Source organism: Reticulibacter mediterranei (genome assembly GCF_016587455.1).
The window spans coordinates 1,975,079-1,995,075 of the sequence record NZ_BNJK01000001.1 but is presented as its reverse complement, the minus strand read 5'-3'; the positions used below and the strand labels follow the sequence as shown (position 1 = coordinate 1,995,075).

Genomic DNA, 19,997 nt, shown 5'->3' with positions numbered 1-19,997 from the left:
ATTCCTTCAGCTTTCGCTTGTATCAAGCATATGGAGAGAAGAAAATGAAGAGTCCAGCTGTGTCTTTTCAGGTCGTTGGCATTGTTTGACCATGCTCTGATAGAGGTCGAGGTAAAAATCGGTAATATGATCGAGCGAATAGCGCTGCTCGATGGTTGCGAGCGCGGCATGCCCATACTGCCTGGTTAATGCGGGATTATGGAGTAGGGCGAGAAGCGCATCCGCCAGTGCGTGATAATCCTCAACATCGACCAGAAGGCCGTTGACGCCGTGTTCGATAATATCCTCGCTGCCACTAACGCGAGTTGCGACACAGGGAAGGCCACAGGCCATGGCTTCGAGCAGGGCATTGGGCATGCCCTCCCAACGTGACGGCAGCACGGCCAATCCGCCACGCCGCAGTTGTCCCGCCACATCGTTCTGTACCCCGGCAAATTCAATGCTGTCACCGATATCCAGCGCCTCGGTCATGCTGAGAAACTGCTGCGCGAGCGGTCCGCCGCCAACGATAATCAGCCGAGCCAGAGGATCTTGTTGCTGCACCAGACGCCATGCCTGTAACAGTACATCGATTCCCTTCTCATAGCGCAGGCGTGAGACGCAGATAACAGTGTGTTCACGCGCCTTGTCTGGTTGATAAGCTTGGGGAGGATAATATATTTTCATATCCACTCCATTTGGAATGAAACGAATGTTTGGGAAAAGAAAGTTTTTACTGGATAAGTACTGTTTCATGCGTGAACTGAGAATAATGATCTGCGAGCTGCTATTTTTGAGCAGCGAACGAGTCAGCCATACGGCAGGTTTGCCCAGGCGGATAAGGCTTTCCATATCGCCATCTATCCAGGTCAGGCCATTGACCTGAAGCCAGGGCGTTGCAGGGTCTAGAGGCCCGGCGAGCAGAGAGGCAGTGGCGTTGCGTCCAGAGCGCGGCTTTTCCAGGCCGGTGCTGCGCAATGAGACCAGCATTGGTTTTCCTGTGAGACGGCAGGCCAGCGCTGTGGGGAGCGTAAGCGAACTGAGCTGGTAGACGTGGAGGATGTCGTAACGGTGTCGGTCGCACCAGAGCCTCCAGATCAGAACGAGCATAGCAAAGAGATAGAGGATTTGTTGAATGACTCTTGGGTATCTGTCGCGACCATCGAGCAGCGTACCCGCAATACGTACGACCGGTACACCTTCTACCTGATCTCGCTTCGGCCAGCGCTTATGATGTTGGAACGTGACGATAGTTGCCTCATAGCCCCTTTCTCTTAAGCTTTTGCCCTGGATATGCGCTTGCGATTCCGCACCCCCGATCAATGGATGAAAGGTGCCAATCACGATGTAGATACGTGGGCGACGTTGCATGTTTTCTATTCCCTCGTTTCTTGTAAGGCCAATGGTACAACAGGTGTCTGCTGTGAAAGCAGGTGATAATACAGGTGTAGACAGCGCTCTGCGACCGCTTCGATGCGATATTCGGAGACGATTGTGTGTCTGGCTGCCTGTCCCAACCTGAGCCTAAGGGCACGATCTTCGAGGATGCGACGCAATGCGTGAGCCATTTCTGCCGGTTGTTCGGGTTCGACCAGCAGACCATTGAGTTCGTGCTGAATAATATCCTCGCTGCCACTGACGCGGGTTGCGACACAGGGAAGGCCACAGGCCATGGCTTCGAGCAGGGCATTGGGCATGCCTTCCCAGCGCGACGGCAGCACAAAGCCCCACGATTGTTGTAGCAACTCGACGATATCGAGCCGCCTTCCTGGAAGCTCGACGCTCTCCTGGATATGCAGTTCCGCGATGATACGCTCCAGATGCGGCCTGAAGATACCCTCGCCCACAATCCGCAAGCGCGGTTGCAGCTGCTCAGGCCAGATTGGTGTCTCATGCATCATGCGTCCCCAGGCATGAAGAAGCACATCGACGCCTTTCGGGTATTCCAGACGGGCGACACAGGTAATGATGCGTTCAGGCCGATCTAGTAGCCTGGATGCTGGTCGAAACTGCTCTGTGTCTACGCCATTGGGGATGCGCACGATTTGCTCAGATTTGAAACCATTATTAATGAGATAACCATAACAGCGATTGCTCAGTACTTGATAAAAAGCGTTTGATTGCTTGTAGAATTGCAACCACAACTTGCCAATAAAGGGAAAGCTCTGCACAAGCAGCTCTATATCACCAGGCGTCCAATCTCTGGTTGCAACCCTCAGAAAATGGTCGTCGAATCTACCGACCAGCGTATCGGCCATCAGCATGGCTCCCTCTGTATTCAGCAAATGCTCTTGCTGTTGATCCGGGCCGGCGCTCTGGATGCTGAGGATGACCGGTTTTCCTGTAATCTGGCCGACGAGAGCTGCGATGGCACCCATTGAGGATAATTGCATGCTATGGATGACATCATAGTGCTGCCGAAGCTGCCAGAGCTTCCAGAACACTGCCAGGTCGAGTAGCAAACGTCCTGATCGACCAATGTTGAGACGCCCGTTCCGGCGATACAGTCCACCAACTCTGACTACTGGTAGTCCATTATGCATCTCCAGGTGCTTCCAGTGCCGATAATGGCGCAGCGTAACGAGCACTACATCGTGTCCAAGTGCCAGCATTTGCCGGGCGTGCTTCTCCGCTTGAATCTCGGCACCTCCTACAAATGGTGCGAACATAAAAGCAAGGACGCAGATGCGTAGATGTTGTCTGTCTGGTTTAGACATGGCTGAGTTGCTCCTATCTGTTAGATGGCCTCTCTTCTAGATCGACAGTAAGTGTTGTGTTGTGCAGCGCGCTGGTGGCACTCTCCTCATGTTGCTTCCAGTATAGGACAAATGGGAGCGTGAGGATCATCCAGACGTACACGCTGGCTTCCTGGCTCCAGAGAACTGTGACGAGCATCGATTGTACGACGACATTGATATACACTGCCAGAGCCATTCCCAGCATCATACGATGTTCCGGCGTGGTTTTGCGCATCTTTGTGATGAGGCTGCAGGGCAAGATGATGAGGAGCAGTAGCAGCAGGCACAAACCGATGATGCCATGATCGTAGAGCGCTTGCAGCAAGATATTGTGCGGCGCAGTGCCGATGACTCCCTGTCCGTTCCCGACCTGGAGCTGTTCCAGTAGAATATCCGAGGCGTTCAGACCGTAGCCTGCCAGATGTGCGGGATCGAAATGAGCAAGTAATGCGCCCCAGAGAAAGGTACGGCCGTTGAGCGTCTCGACATCCGGGTTCAAAAAGCGGCTGAGGAGTGGGATATCGATCAAGTTGGCGAGCAGTAAACTGAGACTGCCCAATGTTACGGTGCTAGCCAGTAACCAGCTTTTGAGCTTGCGCGAAGGGATAAAGCAGATCATCACGATCAGGCTGAGTGGGACGCTCAAATCGGCAGCGCGCGTAAAGGTCAACGCCATTGCGGTCAGTAGAATGAGCATGCAGAGCAGGCCAATGCACACACGCCAACCGTTAAGCGTCAAAGTGCGATACAGTGCAAGCGGGATCAGCAACGAGAGCAGAAAGGCCAGTGTGGGTGGTGCGGCAAAGACCGAACCAATTCTATAGAGTCCAGTAATATTGGTGTCGTAAAAGCCGTTTTGATGCGTGAAATATCCATAAATTCCATAAAATGCTAGAAACAACCCTTGCGCCAGCAGAGCATCAATAACTCCCATCAATAATTTGCGCGTGGTGAGCAGATGAATCATAAGCACGGCAATAGCAATACAGGTGATATAGCCAGTCCAGTAGATCAGGAATTGGCCGACACCGATAGCGGAAAAACTTATGCTCAGGAAGATCCATAAGAGATAGGCAAACAGAAATGGGAGCACTGGCATACGCTGAAAGGCCGATTTGATAGGAACAACCAGCAGCAATAAAAGCGTCGGTATGGTTAAACCTGATAGGAAGTTGTTGCCATTGAAAAATGAGATGCTGCCTCCAATCAAGGCGTCAAGCGCGATCCAGACGAGCAACAGCGCATAACGATAGCGCAGAAGGAGCAGGAGAGGAATAGCGCCGATAGCGATGCGGAGGGCATGTAGCGAGTTGTAGAGCGTGCCAGCGATTCCAGCCCCGAACGTACCTGCAATGATCGCTATACGTATGATATGGCGAATCATCTTGTGGGAAATCTTCCAACTATGCATAGAGCGTTCCTTCCAGGCAGCCAGTTTACTATAGCCAGGGTGCTGCTGCACCTGTTTACAAAGCTCAAGCAGTTCAGGTGGCGGAGTGAGCAAATGTAACGGACCGAGTTCGCGATGCAGGAGAACGAAGAGAATGATCAGGTTACAGAGATACACCGCAGATGTCGCCAGGGCAATGCCAAAGCTTTGCCAGAGGCGACCAAAGATGGCGTCAAAAATTGCATTGGCAACAACGGCGAATGTGCTGATTCCCATCAGCGTGCGAGCTTTTTTCAAGGCAGTAAAGGCGCGGGAGGTGAAGAAGCCCAGTGCCATTGGTAACAGGCCGATGCAAAAACCAACCAGCGTCGTTGCAGTACGTTGTGTGTCTATCGCTGTAAATTTGCCGTGCTGGAAAAGCAGGCGAATGGCCGGATAAGCCAGCAGGATCATCGCAGCCATGAGTAGCAGCGTTCCGATGCTGATGATCCACAGATACAGGCGATAGGTACTTTTGAAAGCCGACATATCGTTTGCAAATGCTTGAGCGGACAGATAGGGCAGCGCCGCTCGACCAAGCGAGGTGAAGATCACTCCTACCGGGACCATCAGCAGTTTGTTGGCGTTATTGATGACAGCGATACTGCCAGGGGAAAGGTAGGAGGCGAAGATCTGATCGATGAGCGGCGATGCCTGGCTGACCAGAGCCCCCAGGATGCCTGGCCAGAGCAAGCGCCAGAACTCTGCCATCTCTTCAGTATGAAGATCCAACACAAGGAGATAGGTCAGGTGAGCGCGACGAGCGCGTACTACGATAATGGCAAGCTGGATGATTTGTCCGACAAGCGAACCGATACAGAGCATCAGCACTCCATATGAATTGCCGCCCACCAGTACAAGCCCTGCTATAGTCAGCGGCACCATCATTCCAGCATACGCAGGCCAGCCGAACTGACCCTCGCTATTCAACAGGCATTCCAGAAAGCTGTTTATGACCATGAAGAGCAATACTGGAAAGATGAAAGGTGTGAGATCAAGGGTCAGATGGCGGGTGGTCAGATCCGTGATGCCTGGTGCCAGCCAGCCGATCATTTCCTGTCGTAAGAGCAGCATAAAGAGCGTAAAAACTGTGATGCCCAGCAACAGGATATTGAAGAGAGTGCTAAAGAGCCGTGAGACCTCTTCACCGCTTCCTTGCGTTCTGATCTTCATATAGACAGGTATAACAGCCGATTCGATGGCCCCTGAAAGCATTGGTGCCAGCAAAACAGGGATGGAGGCCGCGACATAATACGCGTCCATATCTGCCGTTTGCCCGAACTGGCGCGTGATGATGATCTGTTGTACCAGTCCGATAACGCGAATGAGTAGCGTGGCCGATGCCAGACTGAGCAGGGCGCGAAAGATGTGTTTGTTGGCCGATTTGACGCGTACCGCCATCAGCGCGGCGCTGGTTGTTCTCTGTGTGCTACAGGTGTCTATTGGTTGAGACATATGCACCATCCTATGAGCGCTCAGAGCCGGAATATCTTTTCATCGTCGAAGCCTCGTGTCATATTGCGAGTGTCAACAATGCAGCGAGCCTCGTGTATTATCCAGGCTATGTCGTAATATTGATGATCGGTAACAATGACGACGCAATCAGCTGCTTGCAGGAGGCCGCTGCTAAGTGTTTGTGAATGCAACGTATGGTTGTGTAAAGTCAATGTGGGCACATATTCATCGTTGTAGAGAACTACCGCCTTGCGCTCTAAAAGCGCTTGCATGATATCCAGAGCTGGCGACTCGCGTACATCGCCGACGTTTGCTTTGTAAGCTACGCCAAGCACCAGGATCGTTGCATGGTGGAAGCAGCGCCGTTGTTCGTTGAGTGCGGCACTGATTTTGTCCACCACATAACGCGGCATGCTGCTGTTTACCTCTGCCGCCAGCTCGATAAAGCGCGCGGTATATGATAGCGTCTTGAGCTTCCATGAGAGGTAGTGAGGGTCGACCGGGATGCAGTGTCCTCCCAGGCCGGGGCCGGGCATGAAACGCATAAAGCCAAAGGGTTTTGTCGCAGCAGCCTCGATCACCTCCCACACGTTGATGTTGAGTTTTTCACACATAATAGCGATCTCGTTCACCAGCCCGATATTGACGGCCCGGAACGTATTCTCTAATAACTTCGTCATTTCAGCCGCCCGTGCTGAAGATACTGCATGCACATCCTGTATGGCCGCTCCATAAAATGCCAGGGCCAGTTCTGTACAGGCAGGTGTAACGCCGCCAACCACTTTGGGCGTATTGCGTGTGTCGTAGTCCGGGTCGCCCGGATTGATGCGTTCGGGCGAAAAGGCCAGGAAAAAGTCTTCTCCAACTGCTAAGCCGGTAGCCACGAGTTCTGGCAATAGCACTTCATCAGTTGTGCCGGGATAAGTCGTGCTTTCTAAAATGATGAGCTGTCCGATGTGTAGGTACTCACAGATATGCTGTGTAGCTGAGATGATATAAGAGATGTCGGGATCGCGTGTCTTGCGCAGAGGCGTTGGCACACAAATGCTGACGACATCGCATTGTGCCAACTCTGCCCAATCAGTGGTAACATGCAACCGCCCATCTTCTTGCAGTTCCTGGAGCAAAATGTCGGAAATATCAGAAATATAGCTTTTCCCACGTTTGATCATATCAATTTTTCTGGCATCAACATCGATGCCAGAGACATGAAAGCCAGCGGTAGCCAGGGTAGTTGCTAATGGTAGCCCCACATAGCCAAGCCCGATGACACCTGCTCGTAACGTTCGTGAGGAAATTTTTTCTTGTAATATTTGCCTCGTCATAGCATGGTCCTCTCACTAAACAAAAGATGCTCTCGCCGCCTCAGTTGTCGTCGTGTGGTTGATGAGGTATGGGCATAATAAGCGTGTTCACGTCGAGAGACTTGTCATTGCCGTTTGTGGCTGGTCTGATGACTTCATTGGCAGGTAATATGGGAAGATGCGCCTTTGGACGTTCTTGTTGGAGATTGTTCAGGTAGTCACGAATATCGCCATAGTTCGACCACTGGCTTTTGTTGAGGACCATGCCCACAACGTTGGTGCCTCTCTTACGCAAGATGTGGATTGCCTGTGCAAACAGCTTGCGAGGCGTTTTTGAGATATCGCCAACGAGTATGGTGGCATCAATGTACGAAGCGAGAATTTGCGCGTCAGCTACTGGCAAAATAGGCGGTGTGTCGAAAATGATATGGTCGAAGTCTGATATGTCGCGGAAGTGTTGCAAAAGTCTCTGAGCTAACGGCGATTGCAATAATTCAGCTGGATTTGCTGGCAGCATACCGGCTGGCAGGACGCGCAAAGAAGCGATCTCGGTTGCTTGACCATCCAGTTCGACCTGCGTCCATGTTTCAAAAAAGATGTTTGCAAACCCCTTGCGATTATCTACTTGAAAATGGCGATCCAGGGCTGGATGGCGTAGATCTGCGTCCACCAATAAGACACGTTTGCCGGATTGTGCCAGGAAAGATGCCAGATTAGCGGCCATCGTGCTTTTGCCCTCTTTTGCTAATGCGCTCGTCACCATAATCAGTTTGCAAGGATGCTGTCTGTGTTGTGCGCTGACTGTTGCACTGAGAATGCGACATCCTTCTGCTAAAGCTGGTGTCTCTTCAACGTCTTTTGTCTGCTGATCTGACGAGAGCGCTGGAATAATCGCCAACGTCTCTACTCCCAACAAGCGTTGCACATCTTCCGGGGTATTGATGCGATCATCTAGCCATTCAAAGACAATAATGAGAGCCAGCGTCAGGCCAAGACCAACCAGTGCGCCAAGCAAAGAATCGATGAGCGGCTTTGGTCGAATCGGGATGGTTGGTACTATTGCTGGCAAGATGTTGATCTGCACAATGCCGTTGAGTCGTGTAATAGAGAATTGAGTGAGGCTCTGCGCAATATCATTAGCAATCTGCATTGCCAGTTGTGGATCACTATGGGTCACATTAACTTCGATGATTTGCGAATTGGATTGCGGTTTTACCGCAACCATTGCTGTCAATTGTTCAAGCGTGAAGTGATATTTGCTGGCAACCGGCTCCAACACCTCTGGTTTGGTGATGAGCTGGCTGTATGTTGATTGCAGTTCCAGTGCGGCGGTCGCATTGTCGTAGGCCGATTGCGAGGTGCCAACTGTGAGTATCAGGTAGGTTGCGGCCTGGTAGGTAGGGCGCATAAGTTTGGTCGCAACATATGTGCTGCTGCCACACACCACTATGCCAAGCACGAGCAACCATAACCAACGTTTCCCAATAAGCAGATAACGACTGAGCGAATTTTGCATGTATTCCCATCCTTATCAGATACAATCGTTTCAAGCCTTTGAGGAAGCTGACAATAAACGCTACTGTCAACTCTTCTATAAGTGGCAATAATTGCTATGATGATCGAGTCAATATCGCATAATACTTTCTAAGTATACACCCTCACCATAAGCATATGGTGCTAACATATGTTGAGATGTTGTGAATAAGGCTTCGATATGGTGTACATATATGACCTTGTAGTTATCAGATATAAGGCTGTTCTATTTAAGAAATAGATTGTGTTATATCAATATTTTGTGGATTGGCAATGAAAATCTCTACATGGATAAGAGGAGTTCTACTGATTTTACACCTGTATGGGCATCACTTGATCACTCTATATATGCTATGTTCTCTGATGATATGTGATCCTGATGGGTTGGTGATATTCACTTTTGAGAAGTGCAATGTACTGTAGCTGCTTCATGTGAGGAGAGAGGAGGTGTCCGATGCGTAAACAGATGGGCGTTCTCATTGCTGCACTGCTCTATTATTCCGGTCTGGTAAAATTTGCGCGCTGGTGTATGCGATCTTCGGGAAGGCACTTGATCATTCTGAACTATCATCAGGCGAGCGGTGGCGATTTATTACGCCATATGCTCTATTTGAAGCGACATTATCGCCTCCTTCATTTGGAGGATGCACTAAATGAACTCTATGCACCGCCCGATGAACAAAAAACTTCCGCCGATCGTCGTACTCCTCTGGTATTGACCTTCGATGATGGCTATCACGATAACTATACTCACGCTTTTGCGCTGGCGCGTAAGCTCCAGATCCCTATCACCATCTTTTTGATCCCTGGCTATATTGAGAGTAGAGATTATTTCTGGTGGGGAGAGGGAAAACGTCTGGTGAGTCGTGCCGGGGTAAGTACGGTGACGATCGGAGACATCCAGTACCGTTTACAGGAGCCAGAGGAGCGTGCTCAGCTTTCACAGGTTATTGATCTCTATCTGCGCTATGCCTCCTCAGTTTCAGAGCGAGATGCAAGCCTTGCCCTGTTTCGCAATCTGCTTGCTGTTCCTGAGACTGTAACGCCGGAAGAGCAATGTCGGAGACCATTAACCTGGGACGAAGTGCGGGAAATGCAAGCAAGCAACTGGGTCTCATTTGGGGCGCATACGCTTCATCATCCTATTTTAGCCTATCTTTTCAATCGTGCTGAACTGCAATACGAAGTGTCGGAGTGCCGTTCCATGTTGGAGGCTCATCTCAAGCACTCGGTGCACACGTTCGCATATCCTGTTGGGCGGCAGAAACATATTGGTGCTGAGGCAGTCAAAGCGGTGAAGGAGGCGGGTTATACCTGGGCGGTTACGACTGAACACGGAGTAAATACTCCTGGATCTGATCCCCTCAAGCTTGGGCGTGTGCTGGGAGATGTCAGCCGCCACTGGCTGGTAATGGCGGCCGAGACCTCCGGCATCTGGCACGTTTTCGCCCCGATCTGGAAAGCCATAATTGGCGTTGGAGAAAGTGCATAGTTGTTCCGATTTGAGAAAGACATGTATGAAATGAGTAGTGCATCGAAAGTCAAAGCGACGAATAGTCGCGACTCGCAACAACATGCTGGTGTCTATGATGCCCTGATACTTGATGCCCGGTTGCGACAGGCGTTGGTATCGTTGCGCTCGCTTGGTCAGCGAGGGCTGACGGTGGCGGCTCTGGAAACCTGCGACGGGGTGCCAGCGTTCTTTTCGCGCTGGTGTCGCCAGGGATATGTTTGTTCGGCAGGAGAAGGCACGGCAGGGTATCTGGCCTACCTGAAGGACTGGCTGCAACAGATTGGGGCACACGTTTTGATCCCGACTTCTGACGGTACCATTGCTTTGTTGCAGCAACATCGAGCTGCCCTTGAGCATCACACGCGCATTGCTCTGGCGACAGATAGTGCGCTCGCGATTGCGGTGAATAAAGAGCGAACGCTGGCAATGGCGCAAGAATTGGGGTTGCATGTCCCGCGTGGAGTGACGGTTTCGTCAGTGAGCGATGTGTACTCGGCTGTACATGAGATTGGTCTCCCAGCAGTAGTTAAGCCGGTGGAGTCGTGGGTGAGTTGTGAGCAGCAGCGTGTTGCTTCTCAACTGGTCGTTTCGCTTGACGAGGCGCAGCGCGTCGTAGAAGCATTGACATGTTCGGGCAGTGCTGTGCTTTTTCAACAATTTCTCACTGGCAGGCGTGAGGCGATCAGCTTTCTCTGTGCCGATGGTGAAATCTATGCTCGTTTTGCGCAATGGGCGAAGCGCACTGAACCTCCGCTGGGCGGTCAGTCGGTCTTGCGCCAGAGTATCGCTGTCCCATCAGATAGTGGCGAGCAGGCCGAGCGCTTGATTCGTGCAATCGGATTGGATGGGTACTCTGAAGTGGAGTTTCGCCGCGACTCCTCCGGTCAGCCCTTCCTGATGGAGATTAATCCCCGGCTCTCTGCTTCCGTCGAGATTGCTGTTCGTTCAGGCGTGGACTTTCCTTTATTGCTCTATCAATGGGCAGGCGGCGGACCGATTCAGAAGATAAGGCGCTATCGTGTGGGCAACTGGATGCGCTACTTAAAGGGGGATCTGATGACGACTCTTGAAACGTTTCAGCAGCGCGGTCGGCCCGGCGTTTCATCCCCTGGTCGCGCAGCAATGGATTTTTGTCTTTCGTTTATGCGGCCAATGGATTACGATTACGTCGATTGGCATGATCCACTGCCAGCTCTCCACGCTACTACTGACTTTACTGCTCGTTGGGTTGGAGGGGCTATTCAAAAAAGATTTGTGCGTATCAGGAGGAAATATGAGTTTAATGGCTAAGGAAAAAATCGTCCAACGGAACAGTATTGATGCACAATATGATGTGGTTGTCGTGGGAGCAGGACCGTATGGTCTCTCAGTGGCAGCTCATTTGCTCGCATATGGTTTGAACATTGCGGTTTTTGGCAAGACGCTAGAACTGTGGCGAAATCATATGCCCGATGGCATGTTTTTGCGCTCCCACTGGTGGGCCTCGCATCTTTCTGATCCTCACAATCTCTGGAGCTTTGAGCGTTTCTTCCAGGAAGCATCTCATCAGGCATGTTATCCCGTGCCAATAAACACGTTCATAGATTATGCTCTCTGGTTTCAACAACAGGCAGTGAGCAATGTGGACGAAACCTACGTCTCTACAGTTGAACGTCATGACGAGCGCTTTGTTGTGAGGCTAGTTGATGGGCGGCACGTGTATAGTTCAGCTATAGTGATGGCCCCGGGCCTTTCTTATTATGCACATCGCCCCGCTGAGTATGCTCATCTCCCGCCAGAACTGCTTTCACACTCGGTCGATCACGGCGATCTACATCGTTTTCAGGGGAAACATGTTGTGGTCGTTGGTGGAGGACAGGGAGCTATTGAGTATGCCGCCTTATTGCATGAGGCCGGAGCAAGTGTGCATGTGGTGGCGCGTCATCCGATCTTCTGGCTGGCACCTGATCGTAGTAGCGAACGGAGCCTGTTTGAGCAGATACTAGCACCTAACGCCGGTATCGCTCCAGGCTGGAAAAACTGGGCGCTCGAATATCTGCCCTACCTGTTCTATCGTTTCCCTCAACATACAAAAAATAAATTTATTCGTAATCATTATGTTCCTGCCGCTTCTGATTGGTTACGCGAACGTATTATTGGCAGAGTCAATTTGTATGAGAGTCATCTTATTAGCAAGGTGGATGAAGCTGGTGGCAGGGCGCAGGTTGTGCTTTCTGATGGATCGAAGATAACAGCCGATCATGTCATGCTGGCGACTGGGTATCATGCCGATATCAGCCGCTTGCCTATGCTGCATCCATCTTTACTAAGGCAAATTCAGACCAATCAAGGAAGTCCTCTATTGAGTCCCTGGTTTGAGAGCAGCGTGCCAGGATTGTACTTTGTGGGCTTTACAGCGCTTCGTGCCTTTGGTCCTTTGTATCGTTTTGTTGTCGGCTGCAAGGCGGCAGCTCCGAGAGTCACCAGAGCCATTATGCGTCAGACGGGAGCCGGTAAATAATCGCAGGCACAAGGGGGCATGATGATGCGTGAGCGTATACGTCTCTTTCTAGCCGCTTGTTTTTATTATTGCGGACTGGTACACCTGGTTCTCTGGTGGCAGCAGCGCTTCGGTCGATGCCTAATCATTTTGAACTATCATCGCGCTATCGGTATGAACCTGCTCCCTCAACTGCTCTATCTGCGTCGCCATTATCGCGTGATGCACCTGGAGGATGCGCTGAGAGAGTTCTATACATCTTCGTCGATCCCTGACCGCCGTATCCCGCTGGTGCTGACGTTTGATGATGGCTACCTGGACAATTATACCTATGGGTGGCGGCTGGCACAAATGTTGCAGATTCCTTTCACTGTTTTTCTCATCCCTGGATATAGTGAAAGTGGGAATTGTTTCTGGTGGCTGGCCGGAACCTATCTGGTGGAACATACCACTGTAGACAAGGTAACAGTTGGGGGCCACACTTATCAGTTGGCTGATCCGACGCAACGGCATGATCTGGTGAAAACAATAGATATACATCTGCGTTATGCTCCATCGGTGGCTGAGCGAGAAGCTTTTCTTGGGGATATGCAGTGCGCGCTTGAGGTCTCGTTGCCCTGTCGTGCGACTCATGGAGATAGGGATACTGCTTTGCCCTTAACCTGGTCGGAAATCCGCAAGATGGAGGAGAGCGGTTGGGTCTCGTTTGGCGCGCATACCATGCATCACCCTGTGCTGGGTTATCTGACCGACACGGAAGAGATCCGGCGTGAGATTGAGGTATCACGCCACGTGCTGGAAGAGCAGTTAGGGCACTCTGTTCGCCTGTTTGCATATCCAATTGGTAAGAGCGAGCATATCGGGAAGGCAGGCCTGCGCCTCGTGCAATCTGCTGGCTATGATTGGGCGGTCACAACCTGTGAAGATGTCAACACTGCACGTACCAATCCCTATCTGCTCAATCGTCTGCCCGGCGATATCGAGCAGCACTGGTTAATCATGGCCTCGGAGCTTGTTGGTTTGCTAGGGGTCGTCTCTAGACTCAGGAAGAAACGATGAACATTGATTCCATAAATAAAGATAGCATTGCATCTTCGCGCCTGGATGTCAGACAATCAGCTCGTGAAACTGAGACTTATGATGCACTGGTGCTTGATGCAGCGCTGCGTCAATCGCTAGCAACGGTGCGCTCACTGGGGCGTCAGGGATTGCGCGTGGCGGTCGCTGAGGTCGCAAACGTGCTTGATGAGAGTCCCTATGTGCCTGCATTCTCTTCGCGCTGGTGTCACCATGCTCATATCATGCCAGCGTTCAAACAGGATGCCGACCAATTTTCTACTCATCTCAAGCGCTTCCTTCTGTCCACAGATATCCGCGTCCTTATGATAGCATCAGACGGGACGCTGGCAGTTTTACGTCAGCATCGAGAAGAGCTTGAGCGCTGTACACGTGTGGCTCTGGCGAAAGAGGAAGCTCTGGCCGTTGCCGTTGATAAAGAACAAACACTGGCAATAGCGGAACGTTTGGGGATCGCGGTGCCGCGCGGGGTCACGCTCTCTACGGCAGATGAGGTTGGCGAGGCCATTCGCGATATCGGCTTGCCAGCGGTGGTGAAGCCTGTTGAATCGTGGCAATTGGGACAGGGCGTGCGGTTGATCTGCCACCTGGTGACAAATCAAGAGGAGGCTCGTCGGGTGGTGGAGGAATTGACACGTTGTAGTGGTTCGGTGCTGTTCCAACAGTTTTTGTCTGGCAGACGAGAAGCCGTCAATTTCCTCTATGCTAACGGTGAGATGTATGCGCGTTTTGCTCAGTGGGCGAAGCGTACCCAGCCGCCGCTAGGGGGTACGTCGGTATATCGACAAAGTATTGCGCTACCTCAGGATATTGGGGAGCAGGCAGAGCGTCTTGTGCGCGAGATAGAGTTGGAGGGCTATTCGGAGGTGGAGTTTCGGCGCGATGCTCACGGCAAACCGTATCTCATGGAGATTAACCCCCGCCTCTCTGCCTCAATTGAGATTGCTATTCGCGCTGGCGTTGATTTCCCCTGTCTCCTATATCAATGGGCTTGTGGAGAGCGTTTGCAGCCTGTTGAGGGATATCGTACTGGTCGCTGGATGCGCTTTCTGGAAGGCGATCTCAGGGCAACGATACAATCTATCAAACAGCGTGGCAGACCAGGTATAATCTCACCGTTACAAGCCATTGCTGAATTTGCCGCCGCTTTTTGTGTTCCTGCCAGTTATGACTATGTGGATTGGAAAGATCCGCAACCTCTGTGGACGGCTGCTCTGGACTATTATCATCGTACGTTTCGTTCTCATGAGCAATAGCCGCATATGAGAAGGATATGTCTATGCGTAAGCGCCTGTTGATCTTTATTGCGGGTTGCCTGTATTATAGTGGAGCTGTTGCTGTGGCCCGCTGTCTGGCTCGTTTGGGAGAGCGGCGTCTGGTGATTTTAAATTATCATCAGGCGACAGGGGGGGATTTGTGTCGCCATTTGCTCTATCTGCGGCAACATTATCGTATAATGCATATAGAGGCAGCCCTCGAAGAATTGTATGCACCAGAGATATACAGCCATGATCGGCGCACGCCGCTGGTGTTGACCTTTGACGACGGGTATCGCGACAATTATACCCATGCCTTTGCTCTCGCGCGTCAATGGCAGATACCCATTGTGGTTTATCTGGTGCCAGGCTATATAGAGAGCGGCGCGCATTTCTGGTGGTTGGAGGGCAAGCATCTGGTGCAACATGCGCGAGTGCCGGTCGCCGTTATCGAGGGGCGCACGTATCAGCTTACGGTTGCGCGGGAGAGAGCTGCGCTGGCTGATTTCATCGATACACGTGTCCGTTATGCCAGTTCGGTGGCGGAACGAGAGCGCTTTCTCGCATCCATCTATACGGAACTGGCGGTCTCTTCAGATGGTTTGAGCCTGGAAGAGGAGGCGGCGCTCCCTCTCTCCTGGGAGCAGGTCGTGGAGATGGAGCAAAGTGGCTGGGTCTCCTTTGGAGCGCATACGATGCATCATCCGATCCTGGCATACCTCACCGATGAGCAGGAAGTGCAACAGGAAGTTGAGGCATGCCGGGGCGTAGTAGAACGTCATCTTGGGCATCCAGTACGCTCTTTTGCCTATCCTGTAGGCCAGATGCAGCATATTGGAGAAGGGGCCATGGAAGCGGTGAAACGGACGGGTTATTGTTGGGCTGTAACCACCAGATATGGCTTCAATACGCCCCGTAGCCACCCTCACCTGTTACATCGTATAGAGGTTGATGTGAGTCAGCACTGGCTGGTTGTAGCGGCGGAGGCGGCGGGTCTGTGGGGCTTGTTCGCTCGTGTGCGCTGGTTGCCTCCGGTACGTCGATATCTGACAAATGCAGGGAAGAAGCAAGCTTCCACTGTGCGATAAAAAATAGACAGGGAAAGAGAATATATATGCTTGATCGTTCGTTTTATGTTCATCCAACAGCCGAGGTAGAGGATGGTGCGCAGATCGGCGCTGGTACGCGTATCTGGCGTCAGGCCCAGGTGAGGGCGCACGCTTCAGTTGGTGAGTCGTGTAATATTGGCAAAGGTGTATATATTGATGCGCATGTGCAAATTGGATCACGCGTCAAAATTCAGAATCACGTTTCCGTTTTTGAGGGGGTAACAATCGAGGATGGTGTCTTCGTTGGTCCTCATGTCTGCTTTACCAACGATCTATTTCCGCGCGCCATCACGCCTGATGGGAAGTTGAAGAGCGCCGACGATTGGGTCGTCACTCCAACATATATTCGCTATGGTGCGTCTATTGGGGCAAATACCGTGATCGTCTGTGGGGTGACGGTTGGCGAGTTTGCCCTTATTGGTGCCGGTTCGGTCGTTACGCGTGATGTGCCACCTCATGCGCTTGTTTTTGGCAATCCAGCGCATCCGCATGGTTATGTCTGTCGTTGCGCTCGCCGTTTATCTAATGTGCATGAGGTCCAGGGGGGAGCATTGGAGGGCTGGTGTGAGTTCTGCCAGCAGGTTTGTCATATTCCTCCTGCTGTGAAGCCATAAGCACCTCTATTTACATAAGAGAAATTCCTATAGAATAAAGTATCAATCGCTTGACATATGCTTGTGCTTCTCTGTATCATTTGTCAATGCAAGCGATTGAGTGAATAGCTGTAGCATTCTTCTTCAAAGGCGGTAATGGGTTGTGTCTGAGACGAGTCTGGGCGGCGTTACCTGGCAGGGATCGCTGCGTGATCTGGCGAATATGGTCTATCAGGTCAAGCGCATGCGAGCGTTTGGTCGCCTTTCCTTGCGCAATACGGAACGGCGTAGTGTTGCCCATTTGTACTTTCGCGCCGGCAAGTTAGTACATATGGTGGTGAATCGGGGCGATATTCGTACATTTCTGGCGGAGTTGGAAGGATGGAGGCGGGCGTTGCTGCGCTTTGAACGAGGTGCCACAACCAATGATGTGACGCTAAATGATGAACATGAGCAGCTCCTCGATGAGACGCTGATGAAGATGTGCCAGAGCGGGGTGGTTGCCGTGCCGCAGCTACCCCGCGTGGTCGATAGTAAACTGGTGGAGGCACGCGACGCTCAACAATTGATTACTCCCTGGGAGTGGCAGATTCTTGTGGAGGCAACGCGCCGCGTCTCGTTCGCTGTTGCGCATCTCGTTGGATCTGAAGAAGCTGTGCATGTGTTGCAAGATATCCTCGATGATTGTGCTGATGCTTTCCCTGCTTTTGCTAGCTTGAAAATTGATCCCGCTGGCTATCTTCAGGTCGTTGATCGCTCCCATCTTGATCGTCTCTCGCGCGAAAATTTGCTGGAAGGTTTCGCAGCTTTAATTACTATCTGTCAATACTTCTGTTCTCCCATTATTGGCGAGAGGGAGGCCCATCGGCTGATCATGCGCACACTACGGGATGTTGGCCCGGCGTTGATTAACCTCGGTGTGTTTCAAGTAAATAATTATCTTCTCTCCAGCGGCAACCTATAGTACTATCTAATAATATGAAGTACCATTTCAGTTGGCTCTTTCTTCTCAAATATGGCGTAATATCGTAACATATGAAAATTATATATTGACTTCATGTCATAAATAGAGTATATGATTATAAGGTCGTTGTGAGCGAAACAATCTTTGATGGTATAGGTGCTGGTAGTAGTTGGTAGGGGTGGAAAATTGAAATTAGGTTCTTCTAAGTCTCTCCCACGTGTTGCTCGTCTGAATTATTTCTCTACAGTGACTCTTGCTCTTCTAGAGATCCATGAGCGTGTCTATACTGGTCGCCTCTCTATTCGCAATAATGAACGAGTGGGCCTGGTTCATCTTTATTTCAAAGAGAGGCGTCTTGTACATGTTGCTGGCTATAAGCGTGATGCCGAGGCTGTTCTTCACGATCTGCTTACGTGGACGAAAGGGAGAGTGCGCTTTGATCCTGCGGTAACGGTAGATTATGAGGATGTTTCCTGGCAACAGGCGGAGATTTTCACGCGTTGGGTCACTTTACTGGAGATGCACAGTCTTGCTTATGGTATCTCTCGTAACCAACTGTGTATTCTGACACAACATCTGGCGATGTATCTTCCTCAAAAACCGATTGCCTTACCTCCAGCTGTTGAGCCGCATGAAAAGCTATCAGTGTCGGGTGAGGAGGCGCAGGGGTCAGAGGAACACGCCTCTCCCATACAGCAGGTTGGCGAAGCGATCCTCTATGTGAGTCGTTTGACGCAAGAGTTGACAAGGCGGGCTGCGAAGGTGACGCATCAAAGGGCACGTCAGGCTGTTGAGTTTATGCATGATACCGCCAGATATGCGGCTGTGCGTACGGAAGGGAACAGTGCTGAGACGCCCACAAAAGAGCAACCTCCACAATCTCTACCACCATGTGTGTTCCCAGAACAATCAACGGAAACCATTGTGGAGCAGACAACGCAAAACATGACAGCCCTACCATTACCGACCACATCACTTTCGTCGTTGCCTGAAAGCGGCGAGGAGTCAGAATAGTACAGGTAAATGGACTATAGGGAGAGTCGGGGACTCACTTTATAGCCTGTTGTAAATCAGTTATGCATCTTACCCCTTATTGGGTTCAGTTTCTGTTTCCCAGGAAGCGACTGCAAATGATCCTTGATTTTCTGTATACGTTGCTTGGCCGTCAGCTTTCTGTGGTTCTGTCAGGTTCTCTCGGTGTGTGTATTTGTAGATCGTATCGCGGCGCATATATAAAGCTCGAAACAATTCATAGCATTCGGTATAGGAGAGCTTTGTGGCGGTATCCTGATGTGCTGTGTTGAATTCTACGCCGTCAGGAGTAAATGTAATGGCGAAAGGCCCGATAGTTACATCATGCATATCTCTTATCCTTCATGATAGTTTGGGCATATTTCCTATTATAACGAATAGTGTGAACAAACATCAATCCTCTATTGGTCTATAGCGCAATTTTATAAGCGTAATTGAGATAAAACATCACCTACTTATTGTTATAACCGCTATCTCAATGCTAAGATTATTCCCCATCACTATGTTTTTGCTGTTAATTGATAAATTCAATTTTTGTGGTAATACATGTTGTTCGTCGCCTATATTTGTGCATTTTCCGCTGCTCGCCAACTGAGCGAATATTCGCGCCACTTTATATAGCCGACCTTGCCATAGAAATCTGTCAATTCAACCCAGTCGATGTAGCAATTGCGCACACCTTGCTCTTTGAGCAGCTCTGAAGCTCGTGCGACCATTCCCAGACCAATCCCTCGTCCGCGCTCAGATGCCGCAACACCAACTGATCCCATTGCTCCCGCGTCGTGTCCTAATAGGCGTTGCCAGATCAGGTCCGTTCGGCTTGGATTCGAGGTCGGCGTATACATGAGAAGCGCCCCAACGATATTCTGTGAAGTATCGCGAGCAATGAGGAGATCCTGATAGTCGTTCAGGTTGGCGCAGAGTTCGTAGTGAGCCTTCCAGTTAGTGAATTCTCGCTCCTCAAAGGCCAGCAATTCGTCAATACTTTGACTGGTTGCCGTCTCAAAACGAATCTGTTCCTTTTCCATGCGTGCATGCAAGTAGAGCGGTGTTTCGTAGTTGCTAAGATCTTGCACCAGATCGAAGACGTTGTTGGAAAATTCCCAGCCACGTTGCATAAAAAATGGTCTGGCAGCTGAAAGATTGGTAGGTAGGCCACACCAGAAGCGAGGAATGATACCGCCCAGCTGAAGAGAACTCACCTGCAAACCGCGCAGGTGGTGTAGAGCCGCTTCATGCAGTGCGGAGCCTATGCCCTGCCTTTGTTTATCGGGAGCAACCAGTAGCGCGAGCAGATGACCGACGCGGCTCGCTCCCCGCCAGCTCATTTGCGTGGCCGCAAAACCAATCAGCCGATTTTCCTCTCTCACTATAAAATGTTGTGCCTCCGGGCCGTTCAGCACTTGCTGAAAACGTGTGAATTCAAGCGGCCACGTTTCTGCCAGCGTCGTTTGCCACAGGCCGTAGGCTGCTGTAATGTCCCTGCTTTCGTCATATGATTGAACGAGTATTGCTCTTTCTGACATCGGATGCCCT

At 51.1% G+C, this 19,997-nt stretch carries 16 protein-coding genes; 9 read left to right on the top strand and 7 right to left on the bottom strand.

From position 1 onward, the window contains the following. Positions 1-6: 6 nt before the first annotated feature. The 5 genes from K3T83_RS08610 to K3T83_RS08590 are packed head-to-tail and all read right to left on the bottom strand — an operon-like array spanning position 7 to position 8,421. Entirely contained in the window at positions 7-1,350 is a 1,344-nt protein-coding gene (locus tag K3T83_RS08610) for a glycosyltransferase family 4 protein (protein WP_220202562.1), read from the bottom strand. 5 nt (positions 1,351-1,355) lie between these two features. Then, positions 1,356-2,696, bottom strand: coding sequence for a glycosyltransferase family 4 protein (locus K3T83_RS08605; RefSeq protein WP_220202561.1), 1,341 nt, complete (start codon positions 2,694-2,696; stop codon positions 1,356-1,358). A 13-nt stretch (positions 2,697-2,709) separates the two neighbouring features. After that, positions 2,710-5,601 carry a murein biosynthesis integral membrane protein MurJ gene (murJ, locus tag K3T83_RS08600; protein WP_220202560.1) on the bottom strand — a complete coding sequence of 964 codons (2,892 nt, stop codon included), beginning with the start codon at positions 5,599-5,601 and terminating at the stop codon, positions 2,710-2,712. Between the two features lie 20 nt (positions 5,602-5,621). Further along, positions 5,622-6,926, bottom strand: a complete 1,305-nt coding sequence (locus K3T83_RS08595) for a nucleotide sugar dehydrogenase (RefSeq protein WP_220202559.1) — start codon at positions 6,924-6,926, stop codon at positions 5,622-5,624. A gap of 40 nt (positions 6,927-6,966) precedes the next feature. Next, on the bottom strand, positions 6,967-8,421 hold the full coding sequence (locus K3T83_RS08590) for a tyrosine-protein kinase domain-containing protein (RefSeq protein ID WP_220202558.1): 1,455 nt from the start codon (positions 8,419-8,421) through the stop codon (positions 6,967-6,969). Positions 8,422-8,892: 471 nt separating this feature from the next. Here K3T83_RS08590 and K3T83_RS08585 point away from each other — a divergent pair, with 471 nt between their 5' ends. The 9 genes from K3T83_RS08585 (at position 8,893) to K3T83_RS08545 (ending at position 18,443) form a co-directional block, all read left to right on the top strand. Continuing rightward, positions 8,893-9,930: a polysaccharide deacetylase family protein gene (locus K3T83_RS08585; RefSeq protein WP_220202557.1), complete on the top strand. Its 1,038-nt coding sequence runs from the start codon at positions 8,893-8,895 to the stop codon at positions 9,928-9,930. 30 nt (positions 9,931-9,960) lie between these two features. Beyond that, entirely contained in the window at positions 9,961-11,241 is a 1,281-nt protein-coding gene (locus K3T83_RS08580) for a carboxylate--amine ligase (RefSeq protein ID WP_220202556.1), read from the top strand. Beyond that, on the top strand, positions 11,234-12,451 hold the full coding sequence (locus K3T83_RS08575) for an NAD(P)-binding domain-containing protein (protein ID WP_220202555.1): 1,218 nt from the start codon (positions 11,234-11,236) through the stop codon (positions 12,449-12,451). The genes K3T83_RS08580 and K3T83_RS08575 overlap by 8 nt, the downstream gene beginning before the upstream one ends. 18 nt (positions 12,452-12,469) lie before the next feature. Beyond that, positions 12,470-13,489 (top strand): polysaccharide deacetylase family protein, encoded by a 1,020-nt coding sequence (locus K3T83_RS08570; protein ID WP_220202554.1) that lies wholly within the window; start codon positions 12,470-12,472, stop codon positions 13,487-13,489. Then, a complete protein-coding gene (locus tag K3T83_RS08565) occupies positions 13,486-14,763 on the top strand; it encodes a carboxylate--amine ligase (RefSeq protein WP_220202553.1) in 1,278 nt (425 codons plus the stop codon). The genes K3T83_RS08570 and K3T83_RS08565 overlap by 4 nt, the downstream gene beginning before the upstream one ends. 23 nt (positions 14,764-14,786) lie before the next feature. Continuing rightward, positions 14,787-15,851, top strand: a complete 1,065-nt coding sequence (locus tag K3T83_RS08560) for a polysaccharide deacetylase family protein (RefSeq protein ID WP_220202552.1) — start codon at positions 14,787-14,789, stop codon at positions 15,849-15,851. A 26-nt stretch (positions 15,852-15,877) separates the two neighbouring features. Continuing rightward, positions 15,878-16,486 (top strand): acyltransferase, encoded by a 609-nt coding sequence (locus tag K3T83_RS57165; protein WP_220202551.1) that lies wholly within the window; start codon positions 15,878-15,880, stop codon positions 16,484-16,486. 142 nt (positions 16,487-16,628) lie between these two features. Then, positions 16,629-17,429 carry a hypothetical protein gene (locus K3T83_RS08550; RefSeq protein WP_220202550.1) on the top strand — a complete coding sequence of 267 codons (801 nt, stop codon included), beginning with the start codon at positions 16,629-16,631 and terminating at the stop codon, positions 17,427-17,429. A gap of 186 nt (positions 17,430-17,615) precedes the next feature. Further along, positions 17,616-18,443, top strand: coding sequence for a DUF4388 domain-containing protein (locus K3T83_RS08545; protein ID WP_220202549.1), 828 nt, complete (start codon positions 17,616-17,618; stop codon positions 18,441-18,443). A gap of 69 nt (positions 18,444-18,512) precedes the next feature. Here K3T83_RS08545 and K3T83_RS08540 read toward each other — a convergent pair whose 3' ends face one another. Further along, positions 18,513-18,791, bottom strand: a complete 279-nt coding sequence (locus K3T83_RS08540; protein ID WP_220202548.1) for a hypothetical protein — start codon at positions 18,789-18,791, stop codon at positions 18,513-18,515. Positions 18,792-19,021: 230 nt separating this feature from the next. After that, on the bottom strand, positions 19,022-19,987 hold the full coding sequence (locus tag K3T83_RS08535) for a GNAT family N-acetyltransferase (protein WP_220202547.1): 966 nt from the start codon (positions 19,985-19,987) through the stop codon (positions 19,022-19,024). Positions 19,988-19,997 lie beyond the last annotated feature (10 nt).